Source organism: Erythrobacter sp., from assembly GCF_040217515.1.
Classification (GTDB): Bacteria; Pseudomonadota; Alphaproteobacteria; order Sphingomonadales; family Sphingomonadaceae; genus Erythrobacter.
The window spans coordinates 96,709-114,813 of the sequence record NZ_JAVJPT010000007.1; the positions used below are offsets into that span (position 1 = coordinate 96,709).

Sequence of the window (18,105 nt, forward strand, 5' to 3'; positions counted from 1 at the left end):
GGAAAGAGGGCGCCGTGCTGAAACGCTATCTCCCCATCCTCGAATGGGGCCGCAGCTATGATCGCGAGGTGCTGACCAGCGACCTCGTCGCAGCGGTGATCGTCACGATCATGCTGATCCCGCAAAGCCTCGCCTATGCGCTGCTCGCGGGGCTGCCTCCTGTGGTCGGCCTCTACGCCTCGATCCTGCCGCTGGTGTTCTACGCGATCTTCGGGACCAGCCGCACGCTGGCGGTGGGACCGGTTGCGGTGGTCTCCCTGATGACGGCATCGGCGGCAGGGGCGGTCGCGCAGCAGGGCACGGCAGAATATCTCGAGGCGGCGATCACGCTTGCTTTCCTGTCGGGCATCATGCTTGCCGTGCTCGGCCTGCTGCGCGCGGGCTTCCTTGCGAACCTGCTGTCGCACCCGGTCATCAGCGGCTTCATCACGGCGAGCGGCGTGCTGATCGCGACCAGCCAGCTGCGGCATATTCTCGGGGTGAGCGGGGGCGGGGACAACTGGCCCGAAATGCTCGGCAGCATCGGCGCAAGTCTGGGCGAAACGAACGCCTACACCCTCGCCATCGGCCTGCCCGCGCTCGCCTTCCTGTTCTGGGTCCGCAAGGGCGCGAAGCCCGCCCTCATGCGGCTTGGCCTGTCCGACAAGCCCGCCGACATGGCCGCCAAGGCGGGGCCGGTCGTCGCGGTGGCGCTGACCATCGTCGCGGTGATCGTCTTCGACCTCGGCGAAAAAGGCGTGGCGATCACCGGCGCAATTCCGCAGGGCCTGCCGCCTTTCGCCCTGCCGAGCGCCGACTTGTCGCTGATCGAGGCGCTATGGGTCCCGGCGCTGCTCATCTCGATCATCGGCTTCGTCGAAAGCGTATCGGTCGCGCAGACGCTCGCCGCCAAGCGCCGCCAGCGCATTTCGCCCGACCAGGAGCTGATCGGGCTGGGGGCCTCGAACATCGCGAGCGCGCTGTCGGGCGGCTATCCGGTGACGGGCGGTTTCGCCCGCTCGGTGGTCAATTTCGATGCCGGCGCGCGGACCCCCGCAGCGGGCGCCTTCACTGCGGTCGGCATCGCGCTCGCTTCGCTGTTCCTCACCCCGCTGCTGTTCAGCCTTCCGATCGCGACACTCGCCGCGACGATCATCGTCGCCGTCCTCAGCCTCGTCGATGTCAAGACGCCGGGGCGGCTGTGGGCCTATTCCAAGGCCGATTTCGCGGCGCATGTCGCGACCATCGGCATCACCCTGATCGCAGGGGTTGAAATGGGCGTGATCGCGGGGGTGGGCGTCGGCCTGCTGCTCTACCTGTGGCGCGCGAGCCGGCCGCACGCCGCGATCGTGGGACGCGTCCCGGAAACCGAGCATTTCCGCAATATCGAGCGGCACGAAGTGTTCACCGCGCCGCATGTCCTGTCGATCCGGATCGATGAAAGCCTGACCTACCTGAACGCCCGCTGGCTCGAGGAATATGTGCTCGAACGGGTCGCGGAAAAGCCCGAGCTGCGCCACGTCATCCTGATGGCGAGCGCCGTGAACGCGATCGATGCATCGGGTCTCGAAAGCCTGGAGGCGATCAATCACCGATTGGGCGATGCGGGCGTATGCCTGCACCTATCGGAGGTTAAGGGGCCGGTGATGGACCGGCTGAAACGCTCGCATTTCCTCGAGGAATTGAACGGCGAGGTGTTCCTGTCGCAATCGCGCGCCTTCGAGACATGCGTCGCCGACAACGGCAAACCCGTCGAACCGCACGATCATTACATGGCGCGCGGATTGATCTAGGGCGGTAGCCCCCGACCTAGCGCCGTGCGTCGAAAATCGCGGTGTGGGCGATCCGCCAGACGGCGTCCGGGCCCTTCTCCAAAACAAGGTGAAAGTGCACCCGGCGCAGCGCGGCGGGATCGTCGCGACCCTCGTTGCGCCCGCTTTCCGCAAAGATGTGCCAAATGGCGGCATCGTCTCCAAGGAACCGCAGCGAAACGGGGGTCAGGCTGCGCGCTTCGGCTTCGGAAATGGCCTTCGGAAAGCCCGGGAACATCCGTTCGCCCAGGAAAGCCTCGAGCTGGTCGCGCCCCTGGATGATCCGGGCGAAAGCATTGGTCCATTCGGTATCGGGCGTGTGGAGATCGGCCAGCGCCTTTGCGTCCTGTGCGGACCATGCGAGGCGATAGCTCTGCAGCAGGCGCTCGACCGCCTGTGGATCGGCCTCGCTCGAAGGCTCCCCGAAAACGCGGTATTCGGGGACCGCCCAGCGTTCCTGCGCCAGTATGGCGTGGCTCTGGCACAAGAAGAAGGTCGCCGCCGCAAGCTGCAGAAACTTGCCGATCATGTCGTGCCTCTCCCTCACCATGCGACGACTGCGGCCGGGGCTCCGCACTTCGAGCAAGCTAAAGAGACCGGCCCGACTTGTCGAGAATTGACATTCGGACGGGCCGGCTAATGCGGCAGGGACGATGCGAACCGCCTATTCGGTCTCGTGTCGCAATGTCATGTTTCCGGCGCGCCCCAGCCCCCTCCGCCGGGAGTCAGGATGACGAAGGTGTCGCCGGGCGCGACGTCCACTGATCCGGTCGCTTCGATTTCGACCCGGCTGCCATCGCCCCGCTCGACCCAGTTCGCCCCCGGCGCCGCATCGCCCCCGCCGCAGATCCCGCGCGGCGGCACGGCGCGGCGATTGGCGAGCATGTTGGCGCGCATGGCCTCTAGGAAAGTCACGCGCCGCTCGATCCCCTCGCCGCCCTTGTGCAGCCCTTCGCCGCCCGAGCCGGAGCGCACCGCGAACTTCTCGAGCCGCACCGGCAGGCGCGTCTCCAGCACTTCGGGATCGGTCAGGCGGCTGTTGGTCATGTGGGTCTGCACCGCGTCGGTCCCCTCGTGGTCGACACCCGCGCCCGAGCCGCCCGCGATGGTCTCGTAATACTGGTGTTCCGCGTTGCCGAAAGTGAAATTGTTCATCGTGCCCTGGCTTGGCGCAAGGCGGCCCGTCGCGGCGAAGAGCGCGTCGGTGACGACCTGGCTCGTCTCGACATTGCCCGCGACCACTGCCGCGCCCGGCCTTGGGTTCAGCATCGAGCCTTCGGGCACGACCAGTTCGACCGGCCTCAGGCAGCCGTCGTTCATGGGGATCGCGTCGTCGATCAGCGTCCTCAGGACATAGAGCGCGGCCGCGCGGGTGATCGAGCGCGGGGCGTTGAAATTCCCTTCGGCTTGCGGGCTCGTCCCGGTGAAGTCGAACACGGCGGAGCGCGCCGCGCGGTCGATCCGGATCGCGACCTTCACCGACAGGCCATTGTCCATCGCGTATTCGAAGGATCCATCTTCTAGCCCGGCGATCAGGCGGCGCACGCTTTCCGCGGCGTTGTCGATGACGTGGCCCATGTAGGCCGAAACGACCTCACCCCCCTGTTCCTTTGCCGCGCCGCGCAGCAATTCCGCCCCGCGCATGCAGGCGGCGAGTTGAGCGCGAAGGTCGGAGATGTTGCGCCCCGGATTGCGCGCAGGATGCGCGGCATCGGCGAGCTTTTCGCGCATTTCCGCCTCGCGGAAGCGGCCTTGATCGACGAGGAGGAAATTGTCGATCAGCACGCCCTCGTCCTCGATCGTCCGACTTTCGGGCGGCATCGAGCCGGGAGCGATCCCGCCGATATCGGCGTGGTGGCCGCGCGCGGCGACGAAGGCGTTTGGTTCCCCGCCCGCCCCTTCGCTTTCATCGTTGTAAAACACCGGCACGATCACCGTTACATCGGGCAGGTGCGTGCCGCCGCGGAAAGGATCGTTGAGGACATAGGCATCGCCCCTGCGAAAGCCCCGCCCGTCGCAGCCTTCCCCGCGCGCCTCGATAACCCGCGCGATCGAATCGCCCATGCTGCCGAGATGCACCGGGATGTGCGGCGCATTCGCGATCAGCGCGCCGGAGGCATCGAACAGGGCGCAGGAGAAATCGAGCCGCTCCTTGATGTTCACCGATGTCGCGGTCGAGCGCAGGACGACGCCCATCTCCTCGGCGATCGCCATGAACAGGTTGTTGAAGATTTCGAGCCTGACGGGATCGACCGCCGTGCCGATCGCGCGCTCGCGTTCGAGCGGCTCGGTGCGCGTGAGGGCGAGACTGCCTTCTTCGGCAAGCGCCCCCTGCCAGCCGCGATCGATGACAGTCGTGGAGCCGGGGTCGATGACGAGCGCGGGACCGTGGACTGCTTCCCCCTCGCGCATCTCGGCGCGTTCGACCGTGCGCCAGTCGCCCGAGGCCTCGCCCGCCACCGGGACCGGTTCGGCCCGCGCGGAGCCGAGGCCGCCGCTGGTCCCGCTCGCCTCGACGCTCAGAGCATCGAGGATGATCGCCGTGCTGTCGTCCGAATAGCCGTAGAGCTTCGCGTGCAGCGCGCGGAATTCGGCGTCCATTGCTTCCGGCTCGCCCAGCGCCACGGTCAGCTTGCTGTCGCTCCCGGCGAAGCGCAGGCGAGCGCGTTTTTCAAGCGTGATCGCGCCTTCCGCAATGTCCTGATCGATCAGCGCCCCGCGCGCCTCTTCGACCAGTTCGCCGAGCGCGCCCGATACGTCCGCCCCCAGCTCCTCGCCGACGCTGACCTCGCGGATCGCCTTTACCGGGGCAAGGCCGATGCCATAGGCCGACAGGATGCCCGCCAGCGGGTGGACCAGCACCGTCTCTATGCCGAGCCGGTCCGCCACGCGCGCGGCGTGCTGCCCGCCCGCCCCGCCGAAACAGGCGAGCGCATAGGTGGTCACGTCATGGCCGCGCGCGACCGAGATCTTGCGGATCGCGTTCGACATGTTGTCGACCGCGATGTCGAGGAAGCCCTCGGCGATCTCTTGGAGGCTCTTGGGCCCGGGCATACGCTCGGCGACCTCCTCCAGCCGCGCGCGCGCCACGCCCGCATCGAGCGGTTCGTCGCCGCCGGGTCCGAAAACGCGCGGGAAGAAGGCGGGGTCGAGCCGCCCGAGAAAGAGGTTGCAATCCGTGACCGTCAGCGGCCCGCCCTTGCGATAGCAGGCGGGGCCGGGGTCCGCGCCCGCGCTTTCCGGCCCGACGCGGAAACGCGCCCCGTCGAAGGAGCAGATCGACCCGCCGCCGGCCGCGACCGTGTGGATCTGCATCATCGGCGCGGCGACCCGCACGCCCGCGACCACGTTGTCGCCGGTCAGCTCGTATTCGCCCGCGTAATGCGCGACATCGGTGCTGGTCCCGCCCATGTCGAAACCGATAAGCTTGGCGTGCCCCAAGGGCTCGCTCGCCGCGACCATGCCGACCACTCCGCCCGCGGGGCCGGAGAGGATCGCGTCCTTGCCCCGGAACGCGCCGACTTCGGCAAGTCCGCCGTTCGACTGCATGAAGCTAAGCCGCCCGGTCTCGGGCAATCCGGCCTGCAGGCCGTCGGTGTAGCGTTTGAGGACGGGCGAGAGATAGGCATCGACCACGCTCGTGTCGCCGCGCGCGACGATGCCGATGAGCGGGGCGACCTCGTGGCTTGTGCTGACCTGCGAAAAGCCGATCTCGCGGGCGATCGCGGCAAGTCGCCGCTCGTGCTCGCGGAAATGCCAGCCATGCATGAGGACAATCGCGAGCGCATCGCAGCCTTCGGCTCTCAGCGCTGCAAGGTTCTGCCGCGCCGCCTTTTCATCGAGCGGTATCAGCACCTCGCCCGCCGCGCTCACGCGCTCGTCCGCCTCGATGACCCAATGCGGCAATTGCTCGGGCAGGACGATCTGGCGTGCGAAGATTTCGGGCCGCGCCTGCGTGCCGATGCGCAGCACATCGGCAAAACCGCGCGTCGTCACCAGCGCGAGGCGCTCCCCCTTGCGTTCGAGCAGGGCATTGGTCGCCACCGTCGTACCGATGCGCAGTTCGGCCACGGGGGCAGCGGGGCCATGCTCCGCCATCAGCCGCCGGATCGCCTCGCTCGCCGCGTCGGCATAGTGGCCGGGATTTTCGGACAGGAGCTTGTCCGTCACCAGCCTCCCGTCAGGCGTCAGAGCGACGACATCGGTGAAGGTTCCGCCGCGGTCGACCGCGAAGCGCCATGCCTTGTCAAAGGAGCCGTCCTGCATTGCTACGCGCTACACAGGATGCGGCGGGTCAATGCAAGCCTTGCCCCTCGCGGCTCGCGCTTGTCAGGCCGCCCAGGACCCGGTGATCGCGAGCGTCGCGGTCGGCGAATAGGCGTTGACGAACAGCGTCCGTCCATCGGGCGAGAAGCACGCGCCGGCAAGCTCGGTCTGGCTCCGCAGCCGCGCGAAATCATAGGGGCGACCGTCCGGCGTGATCCCGCGCAGGTGGTTGTCGACGATGTCGGTATACTGGTCCTCGCACACGACGAGGTGGCCATTGGGGGCAACGCAAAGGTTGTCGCCGTAATTGAACTGGTCCTCGCTTTCGCTTTCGAAAAACAGCTCGACCCGGTCCGGCCCGTTGCCGCGTCCGGGCACGAGACGGAAGATCTGGCCAAGTTTCATCAGCCCCCCGCTGGTCGAGCAGATGAACAGCGCATCCTCGCCCATGTGCAGTCCTTCTCCGCGCGCGATCAGGCTTGCCCCGGCGTCCGCAGCGCGGCGGCGCAGGTCATCGGCAGGGGCCTCGACCTCGTCCATGTCGATCCAGCGCACGGCGAAAGATTGTCCCGGGGCGATCACGGTTCCCGTCCAGTTGCGGGTGTCGGGCAAGTTTTCGATCGCCATGGCCTGGAGCCGGCCGCCCTTCGCGAGGTCGCCCGGCACGTCCGGCACGAAACGGTAGAACACCGAATCATCGCGGTCCTCGGTCATGTAGACGAAACCCGTTTCCGGATCGACGCAGGCCGCTTCGTGGTTGAAGCGCCCCATCGCGGTCAGCGGGGCCGGATCGGCAAGGCCCGGTGCGGCGGCAGGCACCTCGAACACCCAGCCATGGCTCCGCGACAGCCCTTCGCCCCCCGAAACGCCCGGCGCCAGCACGGTTTCCTCGCAAGACAGCCAGGTGCCCCACGGGGTCGTTCCGCCGGCGCAATTGCGGATCGTGCCGCCGAGCGAGCGGAACTGGCGCTTGACCGACAGAGTCCGCGAGTCGAGCACCAGCGTGGTCGTCCCGCCCGGCAGGACCTCGCCGCGGCGCCGGTCGTAGCCGCTCGCGATCACCCCTCCGGAACCGTGCCCCGGACGCAATTCGTGGTTGCGCACCAGCGCGATCTCGCCATTGCCGATGTCGAACGCGCCCATTCCGTCCGCCCGGTCGGGCACTGTTCCACCGTCGTCCATCGCATCGCCGAGACGCGAGATCGCGCGGTAGGAAAAACCTTCGGGCAAATCGAGCAGGCCGTCAGGATCGCGCCGCAGCGGGCCGTAGCCCGCGAAAGCGCCCGATGCGCCGGACGTGGGCGTGGGAGCGGATTGCACCGCGCCTGCATCGGAGGAAGGCGAGCCCGTCCGGCAACCGCTGGCCAGCAGCGCGGCGAAGGCGATGCCGGTGGCGGAGAGGAACTGGCGGCGATCGGGGCGGAAATCGGGCATGGTTAGTCTCTTCAGGTCATGCGTTGCGCCTCGAAATACCCCCGACACATGGCATTGTCATGAACCGGCGCGATCACTCGGCAATGCGACAGAAACGCCCCCGGAAAAATCCGAGCGGCACCGCCGTATCGGAGGCCTCGGGGGCGTCCATCGCGGTGACTTCGCCCAGGATCATGGTGTGATCGCCCGCCGGATAGGTGGCCCAACGGCGACACTCGATCCGGCCGAGCGCGCCCTTGACCACTGGCAGCCCGCTCGCGCTCGTCTCGAAATCCGATACGACCAGCCCGCTCGAGGCGCGCGCGGCATAGCGGCGCGCGACCGCCTGCTGGCTTTCGGCGAGGATCGAAATGGCGAAGCGTTCAGCCCCGACCCAGCCTTCGAACTGGCTCGAGGAATTCTGCAGGCTCCAGCACACGAGCATCGGCTCGAGCGAGACGGAGACGAAGGAATTGACTGTCATGCCCATGATCGCGCCCTCTTCGAGCGGGGCGGAGACCACGCATACGCCGGTCGTGAACAGGCCCATCAGCCTGCGAAACTCGGCTTTCAGCTCCGGGTGGGCCGGGGCGGCTTCGGACAAGGGGGGAGTCTCCGGGGCAAGGCGTTGTAAGGTCGTATCGGCGCGCCGTGCCACCCGATAGTGGCTGTGCGTGTCAAATCAACGCCCGAAACGCGCCTGCGTGCCAAGCGGATCGCCACGCGCCTCTCGCAAAAGGAGGAGGTTGACCCGCGTGGGCGCGGCGGGGAAGAGGCACGCGCATGGCCGCGACGACGCGGCGTAGAGGGAAACGCCGAATATGGCCGCACGAACCAAGCCCGCCACACGCCATGTCGAGGTCGCGGGCACGCGCCTCACCCATTTCGACTGGCGCGGCGAGCCCGGCAACACGCAGCCTCCCCTCGTCTTCGCCCATGCGACCGGCTTTCACGCGCGGGTGTGGGACGCGGTGGCCGAGCATTTCCCCCAGCGGCGCTGCATCGCGCTCGACCTGCGCGGTCACGGACGCTCGGGCGGCGGACCGATCGAAGACTGGCGCGTGGTTGCCGGGGACGTTGGGGCGGTCCTGTCCGGGCTCAATATCCGCCGCGCCGTCGGAGTGGGCCACTCGATGGGAGCGCATGTCCTGGCCCAGTGTGCCGCCGACGATCCCGACGCCTTCGACCGCCTGGTCCTGTTCGATCCCGTCATCTGCGCCCCCGAATTCTACGCCCCCGATGCCGCGCTCTTCACCAGCGACGCGCCGCATCCCGCGATCCGCCGCAAACGCGACTTCGCCTCGCCGGAGGCGATGATGGAGCGGTTCCGCGAGCGCGATCCCTATTGCCTGTTCGCCCCCCGCATATTCGAGGATTACTGCCGCCACGGCCTGCTTCCGAAGGAGGGCGGCGAGGGCTACGAACTCGCCTGCCCGCCGGAGGTCGAGGCCAGCGTCTACGCCTCCAGCCGCAGCAATGCGGGGATCCTGGACGCGGCGAAGCGGATCGAGGCACCGACGCTCATCGTGCGCGCCAAGCAGACCAAGTTCACCGATTTCAAGAGCTCGCCGACATGGCCGCAGCTCGCCTCGATCATCCCGCAGGGCGAGGACCTCCACCGGCCCGACCGGACCCATTTCCACCCCTTCGAGGACCCGCAGGACGCCGCGCGGATCATCGCCGACTGGATCGGCTGACTGTCAGCCCGCCCTCGCGGCTTCAAGCAAGTCGGCGAAGTCGCTGCGCGCCTGGGCGATCTCGTCGGCCACGGCGCGCACCATGTTGCGCCGGATCAGGCTGGCGAGCCCGCCATAGAACTGCACCAGCGCGCCGTGGAGCGGATTGGCGGGATCGACCGACCGGGCAAGCCACAGCGCGATCCCGTGCGCCCGGGCCAGCGCCTCGCGCGGGGGGAGCTGCGGCTTGCGCTCGAGCGAGAGCAGCGCCTGGCCGAGTGCGGTGACGACTTCCTCGAGGCAGATGCGCGTCAGCTCGCCGCCGCGCGCGGCCTCGATCCGGGCATCGACATCGACCCGGCGATAGGCTGCGGCCGGGTCCAGGGCGAGCATGGCTGCCATATCAGTTACCCGACAGTTCGAATTGCTGGCGCAGGAAGCTCAGCGTCGATTGCGAGGCGGCGATCTGGGATTCGGAGCGCACGAAGCTGCGTGTCAGCCGGTCGCGCAGAGCCGCCTGCTGTTCGTCGATCCGCGCAAGGCGCTCCTCGTTGCGCTCCACCAGCCGCTCGAACCGGGTGAGCGATCCGCCGAGCGAGGTCGGATCGGTGCTGAGCGAGGTTTCGCGGGCGAGCTTGTCCATCGTCCCGAAGACGCCGAACACGCCGGTCGTGAACATCGCCGCCGCGCCGTCGGGATTCGATTCCAACGTTGTGGCGAGCCGGGCGGTGTCCAGCGAGAAGGTCCCGTCGCGATTGATCGACAGGCCGAGATCGGCAAGCGTCGATGGCTCCCCCGCGGCGGCATTCGGCATCACCACGCGATTGGTCAGCCCCTGCAGGTCCTGGCGCAATTCGCGCGCGCCGCTATCGGTGCCGAGGGTGGAGTCGATGCCCGAATTCTCGTCGAGCAGCGCGACGATATCGTTGAGGGCCACGGTAAAATCGCTCATCACCGACGTGATCGCGCCCGGATCGTTCGAAAAGGAAATCGTGGTCGGCGCGCCCGGATTGGTCGCGGTGAGATCGAGCGTCATCCCCCCCGGCAGGCCCGTTACCCGGTTGGACGCGCTGGAGCGCGCCACAGTGTCGAGTTCATATTCGGCGTTGCGCGCCGTCGCGCGCAGCTCGCCCGCATCGCCGGCGGGCGACCAGGCGAGATATTCGAGGTCACCCGGCACGGATGCGGGCGGCGAAGCGGCGCTGGCCGGTTCGAGCACGAAGCCGTTGGCGGCGCCTTCCTCGCCCTTGATGACAAGCTGCGCCCCGCCCGTGCCTTGCGCGACATAGGCAGTGAGCGCGCCTTCGCTTTGCGACGTGATGCGTCCGGCAAGATCGGTGAGCGTATCGTCCGGCCCGACAGCGATATCGAGCGCGGTGCGGGTCGTATCCTCGCTGAAACTCGCGCCGTCGACCGTGCCGAAGCGGATCGTGAGCGTGCCTTCGCCGACGGTGTCCTCGGCGCTCGAATAGCTTTGCGTGACCAGCGTCTGCGCGGCGGCGAGCTGCGTCACCTCGAGCGAGAAACTGCCCGAAGGGCTGACGCCCGGCGTGCTCGAAACCCGCGCGACCGACGGATTGCCAATGCTCGCGCGCGGAGCGAGGTCGCCGCTGCGGATGCGGTCGCCCAGTGCTGCAGCGAAGTCGGACAGCGAGGAACGGATCAGCGCGGCGGCCGAAATGCGCGCCTCTAGATCCTCGGCCTGGCTCTGCAACCGGTCTCGCTGAAAGCCATAGGTCGCCTCGGACAGGTCTTCGGCAAGCTGGATGAAATTGACCCCGCTGCCGCCGCCGAGAGCCGAGAGGATGGATGCGCCGGGATTGTCCATGCCTGCCAGAACGACCCGATGCGCACGGGATTAAGTCCCGCCCGCGCGCGGGCCGCGCAAACCGGGATTGCCCTCGGCATCGAACAACATGTCGTCGGGCACCTCGATCCGCGGCCTGCGCGGGGCCTCGCCGCGCTTCAGCGACATCACGAAAGCCACCAGCGCCGCGATCGCGACGTAGAGCTCCTCGCGCACCATCTGGCGGGTCTGGGTGGTGAAATAGACCGCACGGGCGAGCGCGGGATATTCGAGCACCGGCAGACCCTCTTCGGCCGCGATCTCGCGCATGGCGAGCGCGGTTTCGCCGCGCCCTTTTGCGAGAACGACAGGTGCCGGGGCGAGCGCCGGGTCATAGGTAAGCGCGACCGCGAAATGCATCGGGTTGACGATCACGAATTGCGCGTCCTTCATCGCCGTGCCGATGCTGCCGCGCGCCAGGTCGCGCTGGCGCTGGCGGCGGGCGGATTTCATTTCGGGCGAGCCTTCGGACTGCTTGGTCTCATCGCGCATTTCCTGGTGGCTCATGCGCAGACGGCGATTGCGCTGCCAGACCTGCAGCGGATAGTCGATTGCCGCAATCGCCAGCAGCCCGCCAACGAGCATGGCCACCAGCCCTGCCGCGGCCCCCTGCGCATAGCCCAGCTGTGCCGACAGGTTCCCGCGCCCGAGCCCGAGCACCGGGGCGAGATTGCCCGCGATCCAGAACCACGCGATGGAGCCGAGCAAAGCGAGCTTGAGCAGGCTCTTGCCGAGTTCGATCAGCCCCTGCGCGCCGAAAATGCGTTTCAGGCCGCCGAGCGGATTGATCCGCCCGCCCTTGAAGGCGAGCGCGCCCGGGTTGAACCCGCTTTGCCCGGTGAAGACCTGCACCGCGATGGTGATGACGATCGTCACCGCCCCGATGGCCAGGATCGGCGGCAGCATGGTGCGCGCGGCGAGCCCGGCCAGCAATTCGGGCCGGAACGCCTCTAGGCTGCCCCGGTCGAAATGCAGCGCGGCGATCGCGACCCGTCCCAGCCCATCGGCCAGCAGCGGCGCGGTCAGCGCCAGGACACCCGCCCCCGTCGCCATGCCCACCGCCGTGGTGAGTTCGCGCGAGCGCAGGACATCGCCGTTCCGGGCGGCCTCTTCCTTCTTCTTCTCGGTCGGTTCGAGAGTCTTTTCGGCGGCGCTTTCGCTCATGCCGGTGCGCTTCCCCCGGCCAGCGCCGCCGTGTGCCCGAGCGCGACCTCGATAAGCGCGACGAATTGCTCGACCACGATCGGCATGACCACGATCAGCGCGGCGATACCCGCCAGCACGCCCGAAGGCAGGCCGAGCGCGAACAGGTTGAGCGCGGGCGCCGAGCGGGAGATGACGCCGGTGACGGTCTGGACCAGCAGCAACACGAAAATCACCGGCAGCGCGATCGCCGCCGCGGTGGCGAAAGCATAGCCCATGAACAGCGCGACATCGCGCGCGCGCATCTCGCCCAGCCCGGCGGTCCCGGCAGGCAGCAGGCGATAGCTTTCGATCAACAGTTCGAACCACAGCAAATGCCCGCCGATGGCGTAGAACAGCAGCGTGAGGATCAGCCCGAAATAGGTGCCCAACGCGCCCGACTGCGCCCCGCTCGACGGGTCGATCGAGGTCGCGATCGCCAGCCCCATCGTGCCTGCAATCTGCTCGGCCGCGATCAGGGGTATCGCAAAGGCGATCTGCAGCACCATACCGAGCGATGCGCCGATCAGCGCCTCCTGCACCACGGCGAGGATCGCGGCGAAACTGTTCATGTCGGGGAGCTCGGGCAGGGGTATCCAGCTCGCGACGAACACCGCCAGCGCGACGCCCAGCAGCGCGCGCAAGGTCGGCGGGACGGACAGCCCGCCGACGACCGGCGCAGCGACCAGCGCGGCGCCGCAGCGCACCGACAGGAAAAGGACCTGCCAGAGCTCTTCCTCCAGCGCGCCCAGCCCGAAATCGAGGACGTTCATCGCGGCCCCCGGCTCAGGCTGCGACGAGCGCGATCTGGGCGAAAATCTCGCGCAGGAAATCGCCCAGCAAAGCCATCATCGTCCCGCCGAGCACCACGAACACGACCGCCACCACGGCCAGTTTCGGGACGAAGGTGAGCGTCTGCTCGTTGACCGAGGTGGCCGCCTGGATGATCCCGACCAGCAGCCCCACCAGCAGCGCCGAAAGCAGCACCGGTGCGACGATCAGCGCTGTGACCCACAAGGTCCGGTCGGCCAGCGAGAGGAGATGCGCTTCTTCCTGCATGGCCGGCTATCCGAAGCTCATCGCGAGACTGCCCATCAAGAGCGCCCAGCCATCGACCAGCACGAACAAAAGCAGCTTGAACGGCAGCGAGATGATCGTCGGCGAGAGCATCATCATGCCCAGGCTCATCAGCACCGACGCAACGACGAGATCGATCACGAGGAAGGGCAGGAACAGCATGAAGCCGATCTGGAACGCGGTCTCAAGCTCGCTGGTGACGAAGGCGGGCAGCAGGATCGAGAAGGGGATCTCCTCAGCCCCCGCAAAGCCGCCGCCTCCGGCAAGATCGGTGAACATGACGAGATTCGTCTCGCGCGTCTGGCGCAGCATGAAGCCGTGGAATGCCTCGCCTGCGCTGGCAATGGCGGCATCGGCGGTGAGAGTCCCGGCGGCATAGGGAGCGATCGCATCCGCGTTCACGATGTCGAGCGTCGGGGCCATGACGAACAGCGAGAGGAAGAGGGCAAGCCCCACCAGCACCTGCGTCGGCGGGGACCCCTGCAGGCCCAGCGCCTGGCGCAGGATCGAGAGCACGATGAGGATGCGCAGGAAGCTCGTCATCATCAGGACCAGCGCGGGCAGGATGGTGAGCAGGCTCATCACCAGCAGCAGCTGGAGCGAGACGCTCAGGGGGCTGTCATCGGCCGCGCCGTCCACCGTCTCGCTGCCGCCCGCCCCCAGCGCGCGCTCGATCGCCCCGCCTATGCCGGGGCTTTCGGTCACGGAAGGAAGCGCGGGTGCGGGCACGGCGGCCAGCACGGGATCGGCCATCAGGACGAAAGCTGCGCCCAGCATCGCCCATGCGCCGCACAGGAGGAACCGCCCGCGCATCACGGCGCGCCCCCTTCCGGCGCGAATTCGGGCCTTGCCTGCGCCTCGCCGAGCCGCACCAGCCCGCTGCGCGAGGCCCCGATCAGGATTTCGCGGTCATGGAACCGCACCACGGCAAGCCGCATTCCCGGCGCGACGAGGCTCGTTTCGACGAGGCGCAGCGCGCGCCCGCCCCGGCCCGCGCCGCCGCCAATACCGAGCAACCGGCCCTGGAGCGCGCGCGTCAGGCGCAGGCTGCCCCAGATGAGCGCGCCCAGCAGCGGCAGCAGGAGGGCTAGCCGCAGGAGATATTCGCCCATCATGCGCCCGGCTCCGGCCTGGAGGCAGGGTCTGCGCCGGTCATCTCCGCTCCCGTCACGGCCCCGCTCGCGCCCATATCCCCGGCCCCGCCCGATGCGCTGGCGGGAGGGAGGCCCTCGCTCTCCTCCCCCGCGAGGCTAACGATGCGCAGGGCGAAGCGCCCGTCCTCGGCCACCACCTCGCCGCGCGCGATCACTTGGCCGTTGGCGGTCACGTCGAGCAATTCGTCGGTCATCCGGTTGAGCGCCACGACGCTGCCCTCGCCGAGGGCAAGCACTTCGCGCAGGCTCATCTCGGTGCGGCCGAGTTCGACCGAGAGGCGGACGCTGACATCACCGAACCGGGCGATCGCGGGATTGTAGGCATTCATGTTCGTGATCCTTCCTCTGCCGATGCCGGCCGCGCGTTCAGCCGGGTAAGGCGGAGCGCCATGCTTTCGCCGACCGTCCCGAGCCGGCCCCAGCCGATCACTCGCTCCCCTATCCGCAGCGGCAGTTCGCGCGGCACGGCGAGCGCAATGGTCTCACCCGGGGCCAGCCGCTCGAGCCGCGCGAGCGAGAGCTCGAATTCGGCCAGCACGCCCTCGAGCGGAAGCGGGAGCGCGGCGAACGGGGCCTCTTCGCCGCTGGCGGGAGCCGCCGCGCGCCGCCGCGCGGGGACGCGCGCACCCGCGCCGGGCAGGAGTGCGTCGAAGACCCGCTCGGCAAAGCCGAGAACCGCCTCCCATTCCCGCCCCTGCCGGTTGGCGAGCGTAAGCTTGACCGCAACGCAGGGCGCGTCGGGCGCGAAGGCCTTGAGGCGGGCCGCGCTTTCGCTGCGCATGACGACACCGGCATCGGCCCCATCGCCCGAACCCTCGACCCGGCTGTCGGACGAGTAGTCGTTCGCCCCGAGCGCCAGCGCTCGCGCGGCGATCCCGGCGACCCGGTCGATCAGGAGCGCGGCCGAGCGCGGCAATTGCTCGGGCAGCGGGGCATCGCGATCGACCTCGCCATCCCCGCCGAAGGAGCGGTCGGTCAGCGCGAGAGCGGTGGCGCCGTCAAAGGAAAGCAGCGCCGTACGCTCCGGGTCGCCGCAGCGCAGCAGGCTGTTCGCCGCGAACGGACCGATCCGCGCGATGAGTTCCGATCCGCGCAGCAATTCGGGCTCGCCAAGCGTCACCGCCAGCCGGTCGCCCGGCAGCAGTGCGGCGAGTTCGCGCGCGAGCAGGCGCGAACAGTCGAGTCGCCAGGCGGCGACCAGTTCGGCGCGTTCCTCCGGCCGCGGGCCGCGCCGCACCAGTTCGTCGCAATGGCGCGCGCGGGCATCGGGCTGGACCGGCGCGGGGGAAAAGGAGGGCATCATGTTCACTGGACGAGGAATCCCTTGAAATGGACGTTCTCGATCCCGCCGAAACCCTCGGTATCCTCGAGCACGCCGTTGATCGCTTCAGTCAGGCGCCGGGCGAGTTTGCGCTTGCCCTCGACGGCATAAACATCGGCTTCAGGGGTCGCGGCGAGCTGGACGAGGATCGCGGAACGGATGGCGAGCTCGTGGTTCTCGACCCATTGCAGCACCCGCCCGTCGCGCCGCGTCGAGACGGCGAGTTCGACCTGGATCAGCGCGGGCGAATCGGCGAGGTTGGACGTGAAGCTGTCCTCGAAGGCGTAATAGGCGGTGCGGTACTCGCTGCCGCCTTCGCCATAGACTACGGGCCCCGAATCCTTGCCCTTGCCGTCCTTTGGGGCGTAGGGATCGCTCTCGCCCTTGGCCACCAGCTTGGGCACGTCGGGGCCCTGGCCCTTGTCGCCGCCGATCAGGCCCGCAGCAAAGGCGCCATAGGCCCCGCCGGCGCCGACCGCGATGAGCGCGACACCGCCCAGCGCCAGTTTCATCACGCCGCCCTTGGGCTTGTCGCCCTCGCCCTTGTCCTTGCCCTTGGCCATCGAAGCTCAGCTCCTGTCTGCGTCAAGCCGCCGGTCAGGCGTAAACGCCCCGATCGCGCCCGGTGCTCGCCGTCCCGGGCACGGGGCCCGATGCGGAACGGCTTGCAGGGCGGGTTTTCGAAGCGTCGTCCCCCTGCGGCGGGGCATCGCGCCCCTCGCCTTCGGTGTGCGCGAGATATGGTTGAGGCGATCCTTGGCCCGACCCAGGGGAAGATCCGTAGCGCGGCTCTTCATAAGGTCCCGGCTGGCCCTGCTGCTGGCCCTGGCCGTGCTGTTGACCCTGCTGCTGGCCCGAGCCCTGCCCCGCGCCGCTTCCCCCTGCCTGCGCCTGAGCCCCGCCCCCCGGCATGCCGACACCGGACGAGCCGCCCGGCTCGGAAATGCGCTGGGTCGGCGCCAGCCCAGCCTGTGTCGCCCAGTCGGAGGCGGACGCCGCGCCGCGCTCTGCCAGGGCGTGCCGGACCGCCGGGACGAAACCGGGGTCGCGGGCACTCAGCGTCGCGCGCAAGTCCTCGCCGCTTGCCTCGAGGCGCATATTGACCAGGCCGAATTCGCCATGGCGCAGGGTTACTTCGGGACGCAGGTTGCGCTGGCCCTCGCGCGTGCCGGCGAGCTGGTCGGCAGCCGCCTCGACCTGCCCGGCAATGCGTGGATCGACACGGGCATCGAAGCGCGGCTCGGCTGGAACCGGAGGCGCAGGAGACGGTGCGGGTGCGCTCATCGCGGGGGCGGCGGAAGCCGCGCTGTCGGCTGCGGCAGGGGTACCCGCCGAGGGGCCTGTGAGCGGCGGTTTCGGCGCATCGGCGGAAGCGGGCAGGGGCTCGACCGATCGCGCTGCAGGCAGGTCCGGCAGCGCGAATTTGGCCACAGGATCGCCGGTTGCGCGCGGGGCAGTCGTATCGTTTCCGGGGGCATCGCCGGGCCCGGGGCCGTGGCCGCGTGACGTGGAAGCCCTTGGGGCGGGTGCGGGAGGCGGCGTGGCCGAGAGCACGGCGCGACCTGCGTGGACGAGGGCCGATCGCGAAATGTCCGGGGACGGCGCATCTGCCGGGGCGCGAGCCTTATGAAGCGCTCCACCCTCTGGCGGCGTCCCCCGACCCGCCCGCTCCTGACGCATCGGGGCTGGACGATCCGGCCGCGCGAGAGCAGCCTCCCGGCCTGTCGGGCCTGCCTCCGATCCCGACAGGCCGCCCGGCGCATCGGGGCGGCGCTGGAATCCCGTTCCAGGGCCGCGCGGGGGCGATCCGGCTGAAAGCGAGGCGCGCAGCGGCGAAGCGTCGGGGCCCGGGGAGACCGCAATGTGCAAAAGGGATAGGCGCTCCCTCCCTTCGCCCGCCGGGGGCTGCGCCGGTCCGGACAGGCTTCCCGGCGACGAAGCGGGCGATGGTTCGCTCACGGCAAGGCTTTCGCCTTGCGGTTGCTCGGGCGGCGCGTCCCGCATGCCGGGATCATCGCGCCGCGCTTCCTGCCGAACCGCCGCGCCGATTTGCGGATTATCCATTGCGGGCCCGCCTTGCGCCGTGATGTGGCCCCTGACCGGCAAAAGTTCGCCGGTTTCCGGCAAGTCCCCACCGCCGGACAGCGCAGGTTGAGCATCAGGGCGGGCGGGTTGCGGGGGTCGGGCTTGCCAACGACCGGCTTGCGATGCGCCCGGCAATCCGCGCGCGAAATGGGGTTCGACCGTCCCTGCCGGGGCGAAGCCGCCGTCGCCCGATACACCGGAAGGACCCCTCCACAAGCTATCACCGGCGCGTGCCTCGGGCGGCAGACCTGCGGACAAGCCGGTTCGCGCTCCAGCCGCGTCGGGCGGGGCGAGC

Annotated in this window: 17 protein-coding genes; 2 read left to right on the forward strand and 15 right to left on the reverse strand. The window is 68.9% G+C overall.

Annotated elements, in window-relative coordinates:
* The first annotated feature begins 14 nt into the window (after window positions 1–14).
* On the forward strand, window positions 15–1,772 hold the full coding sequence (locus RIB52_RS08885; protein ID WP_350175045.1) for a SulP family inorganic anion transporter: 1,758 nt from the start codon (window positions 15–17) through the stop codon (window positions 1,770–1,772).
* Window positions 1,773–1,788: 16 nt separating this feature from the next.
* Here the strand turns inward: RIB52_RS08885 and RIB52_RS08890 are convergent, their stop codons facing one another.
* The 4 genes from RIB52_RS08890 to RIB52_RS08905 all read right to left on the reverse strand — a co-directional run bounded on the left by RIB52_RS08890 (window position 1,789) and on the right by RIB52_RS08905 (window position 8,073).
* Window positions 1,789–2,319, reverse strand: coding sequence for a YybH family protein (locus RIB52_RS08890; protein WP_350175047.1), 531 nt, complete (start codon window positions 2,317–2,319; stop codon window positions 1,789–1,791).
* A 158-nt stretch (window positions 2,320–2,477) separates the two neighbouring features.
* On the reverse strand, window positions 2,478–6,056 hold the full coding sequence (locus RIB52_RS08895) for a hydantoinase B/oxoprolinase family protein (protein WP_350175049.1): 3,579 nt from the start codon (window positions 6,054–6,056) through the stop codon (window positions 2,478–2,480).
* Window positions 6,057–6,119: 63 nt separating this feature from the next.
* Entirely contained in the window at window positions 6,120–7,490 is a 1,371-nt protein-coding gene (locus tag RIB52_RS08900; RefSeq protein ID WP_350175051.1) for an alkaline phosphatase PhoX, read from the reverse strand.
* A 73-nt stretch (window positions 7,491–7,563) separates the two neighbouring features.
* The gene (locus RIB52_RS08905) at window positions 7,564–8,073 is read right to left on the reverse strand and encodes a flavin reductase family protein (RefSeq protein WP_350175052.1); all 510 of its coding nucleotides are present in this window, start codon (window positions 8,071–8,073) and stop codon (window positions 7,564–7,566) included.
* A gap of 217 nt (window positions 8,074–8,290) precedes the next feature.
* On the opposite strand from RIB52_RS08905, the gene RIB52_RS08910 reads away from it, so the two are divergent.
* Window positions 8,291–9,166 carry an alpha/beta fold hydrolase gene (locus RIB52_RS08910; RefSeq protein ID WP_350175054.1) on the forward strand — a complete coding sequence of 292 codons (876 nt, stop codon included), beginning with the start codon at window positions 8,291–8,293 and terminating at the stop codon, window positions 9,164–9,166.
* A 3-nt stretch (window positions 9,167–9,169) separates the two neighbouring features.
* Here RIB52_RS08910 and RIB52_RS08915 read toward each other — a convergent pair whose 3' ends face one another.
* Genes RIB52_RS08915 through RIB52_RS08965 form a run of 11 tightly spaced genes read right to left on the reverse strand, consistent with a single transcriptional unit; the run spans window position 9,170 to window position 17,009 of the window.
* Entirely contained in the window at window positions 9,170–9,547 is a 378-nt protein-coding gene (locus RIB52_RS08915; RefSeq protein ID WP_350175056.1) for a hypothetical protein, read from the reverse strand.
* Window position 9,548: 1 nt separating this feature from the next.
* Complete coding sequence (gene fliD / locus RIB52_RS08920) at window positions 9,549–10,973, reverse strand: flagellar filament capping protein FliD (protein WP_350175058.1); 1,425 nt, start codon at window positions 10,971–10,973, stop codon at window positions 9,549–9,551.
* 30 nt (window positions 10,974–11,003) lie between these two features.
* Entirely contained in the window at window positions 11,004–12,155 is a 1,152-nt protein-coding gene (locus RIB52_RS08925) for an EscU/YscU/HrcU family type III secretion system export apparatus switch protein (protein WP_350175060.1), read from the reverse strand.
* Window positions 12,152–12,946: a flagellar biosynthetic protein FliR gene (locus RIB52_RS08930; RefSeq protein WP_350175062.1), complete on the reverse strand. Its 795-nt coding sequence runs from the start codon at window positions 12,944–12,946 to the stop codon at window positions 12,152–12,154. Before RIB52_RS08930 ends, RIB52_RS08925 begins: the two co-directional genes overlap by 4 nt.
* 13 nt (window positions 12,947–12,959) lie before the next feature.
* Window positions 12,960–13,232 carry a flagellar biosynthetic protein FliQ gene (locus tag RIB52_RS08935; protein ID WP_350175064.1) on the reverse strand — a complete coding sequence of 91 codons (273 nt, stop codon included), beginning with the start codon at window positions 13,230–13,232 and terminating at the stop codon, window positions 12,960–12,962.
* Between the two features lie 6 nt (window positions 13,233–13,238).
* Window positions 13,239–14,063: a flagellar type III secretion system pore protein FliP gene (gene fliP, locus RIB52_RS08940; RefSeq protein WP_350175301.1), complete on the reverse strand. Its 825-nt coding sequence runs from the start codon at window positions 14,061–14,063 to the stop codon at window positions 13,239–13,241.
* Window positions 14,063–14,365: a flagellar biosynthetic protein FliO gene (locus RIB52_RS08945; RefSeq protein WP_350175066.1), complete on the reverse strand. Its 303-nt coding sequence runs from the start codon at window positions 14,363–14,365 to the stop codon at window positions 14,063–14,065. The genes fliP and RIB52_RS08945 overlap by 1 nt, the downstream gene beginning before the upstream one ends.
* The gene (locus RIB52_RS08950; RefSeq protein WP_350175068.1) at window positions 14,362–14,733 is read right to left on the reverse strand and encodes a FliM/FliN family flagellar motor switch protein; all 372 of its coding nucleotides are present in this window, start codon (window positions 14,731–14,733) and stop codon (window positions 14,362–14,364) included. Before RIB52_RS08950 ends, RIB52_RS08945 begins: the two co-directional genes overlap by 4 nt.
* A complete protein-coding gene (locus tag RIB52_RS08955) occupies window positions 14,730–15,707 on the reverse strand; it encodes a FliM/FliN family flagellar motor switch protein (protein WP_350175302.1) in 978 nt (325 codons plus the stop codon). Before RIB52_RS08955 ends, RIB52_RS08950 begins: the two co-directional genes overlap by 4 nt.
* 2 nt (window positions 15,708–15,709) lie before the next feature.
* A complete protein-coding gene (locus RIB52_RS08960) occupies window positions 15,710–16,288 on the reverse strand; it encodes a flagellar basal body-associated FliL family protein (RefSeq protein ID WP_350175070.1) in 579 nt (192 codons plus the stop codon).
* A 34-nt stretch (window positions 16,289–16,322) separates the two neighbouring features.
* Complete coding sequence (locus RIB52_RS08965) at window positions 16,323–17,009, reverse strand: hypothetical protein (RefSeq protein ID WP_350175072.1); 687 nt, start codon at window positions 17,007–17,009, stop codon at window positions 16,323–16,325.
* Window positions 17,010–18,105 lie beyond the last annotated feature (1,096 nt).

Bases quoted from the DNA above. Each gene is read 5' to 3' on its own strand.
- fliP (WP_350175301.1), bottom strand. From the start codon at position 14,063: ATGCGCGGGCGGTTCCTCCTGTGCGGCGCATGGGCGATGCTGGGCGCA.
- RIB52_RS08960 (WP_350175070.1), bottom strand. From the start codon at position 16,288: ATGGCCAAGGGCAAGGACAAGGGCGAGGGCGACAAGCCCAAGGGCGGC.
- RIB52_RS08935 (WP_350175064.1), bottom strand. From the start codon at position 13,232: ATGCAGGAAGAAGCGCATCTCCTCTCGCTGGCCGACCGGACCTTGTGG.
- RIB52_RS08955 (WP_350175302.1), bottom strand. From the start codon at position 15,707: ATGATGCCCTCCTTTTCCCCCGCGCCGGTCCAGCCCGATGCCCGCGCG.
- RIB52_RS08915 (WP_350175056.1), bottom strand. From the start codon at position 9,547: ATGGCAGCCATGCTCGCCCTGGACCCGGCCGCAGCCTATCGCCGGGTC.
- RIB52_RS08950 (WP_350175068.1), bottom strand. From the start codon at position 14,733: ATGAATGCCTACAATCCCGCGATCGCCCGGTTCGGTGATGTCAGCGTC.
- RIB52_RS08910 (WP_350175054.1), top strand. From the start codon at position 8,291: ATGGCCGCACGAACCAAGCCCGCCACACGCCATGTCGAGGTCGCGGGC.
- RIB52_RS08930 (WP_350175062.1), bottom strand. From the start codon at position 12,946: ATGAACGTCCTCGATTTCGGGCTGGGCGCGCTGGAGGAAGAGCTCTGG.
- RIB52_RS08925 (WP_350175060.1), bottom strand. From the start codon at position 12,155: ATGAGCGAAAGCGCCGCCGAAAAGACTCTCGAACCGACCGAGAAGAAG.
- RIB52_RS08945 (WP_350175066.1), bottom strand. From the start codon at position 14,365: ATGATGGGCGAATATCTCCTGCGGCTAGCCCTCCTGCTGCCGCTGCTG.
- RIB52_RS08890 (WP_350175047.1), bottom strand. From the start codon at position 2,319: ATGATCGGCAAGTTTCTGCAGCTTGCGGCGGCGACCTTCTTCTTGTGC.
- RIB52_RS08900 (WP_350175051.1), bottom strand. From the start codon at position 7,490: ATGCCCGATTTCCGCCCCGATCGCCGCCAGTTCCTCTCCGCCACCGGC.
- fliD (WP_350175058.1), bottom strand. From the start codon at position 10,973: ATGGACAATCCCGGCGCATCCATCCTCTCGGCTCTCGGCGGCGGCAGC.
- RIB52_RS08895 (WP_350175049.1), bottom strand. From the start codon at position 6,056: ATGCAGGACGGCTCCTTTGACAAGGCATGGCGCTTCGCGGTCGACCGC.
- RIB52_RS08965 (WP_350175072.1), bottom strand. From the start codon at position 17,009: ATGAGCGCACCCGCACCGTCTCCTGCGCCTCCGGTTCCAGCCGAGCCG.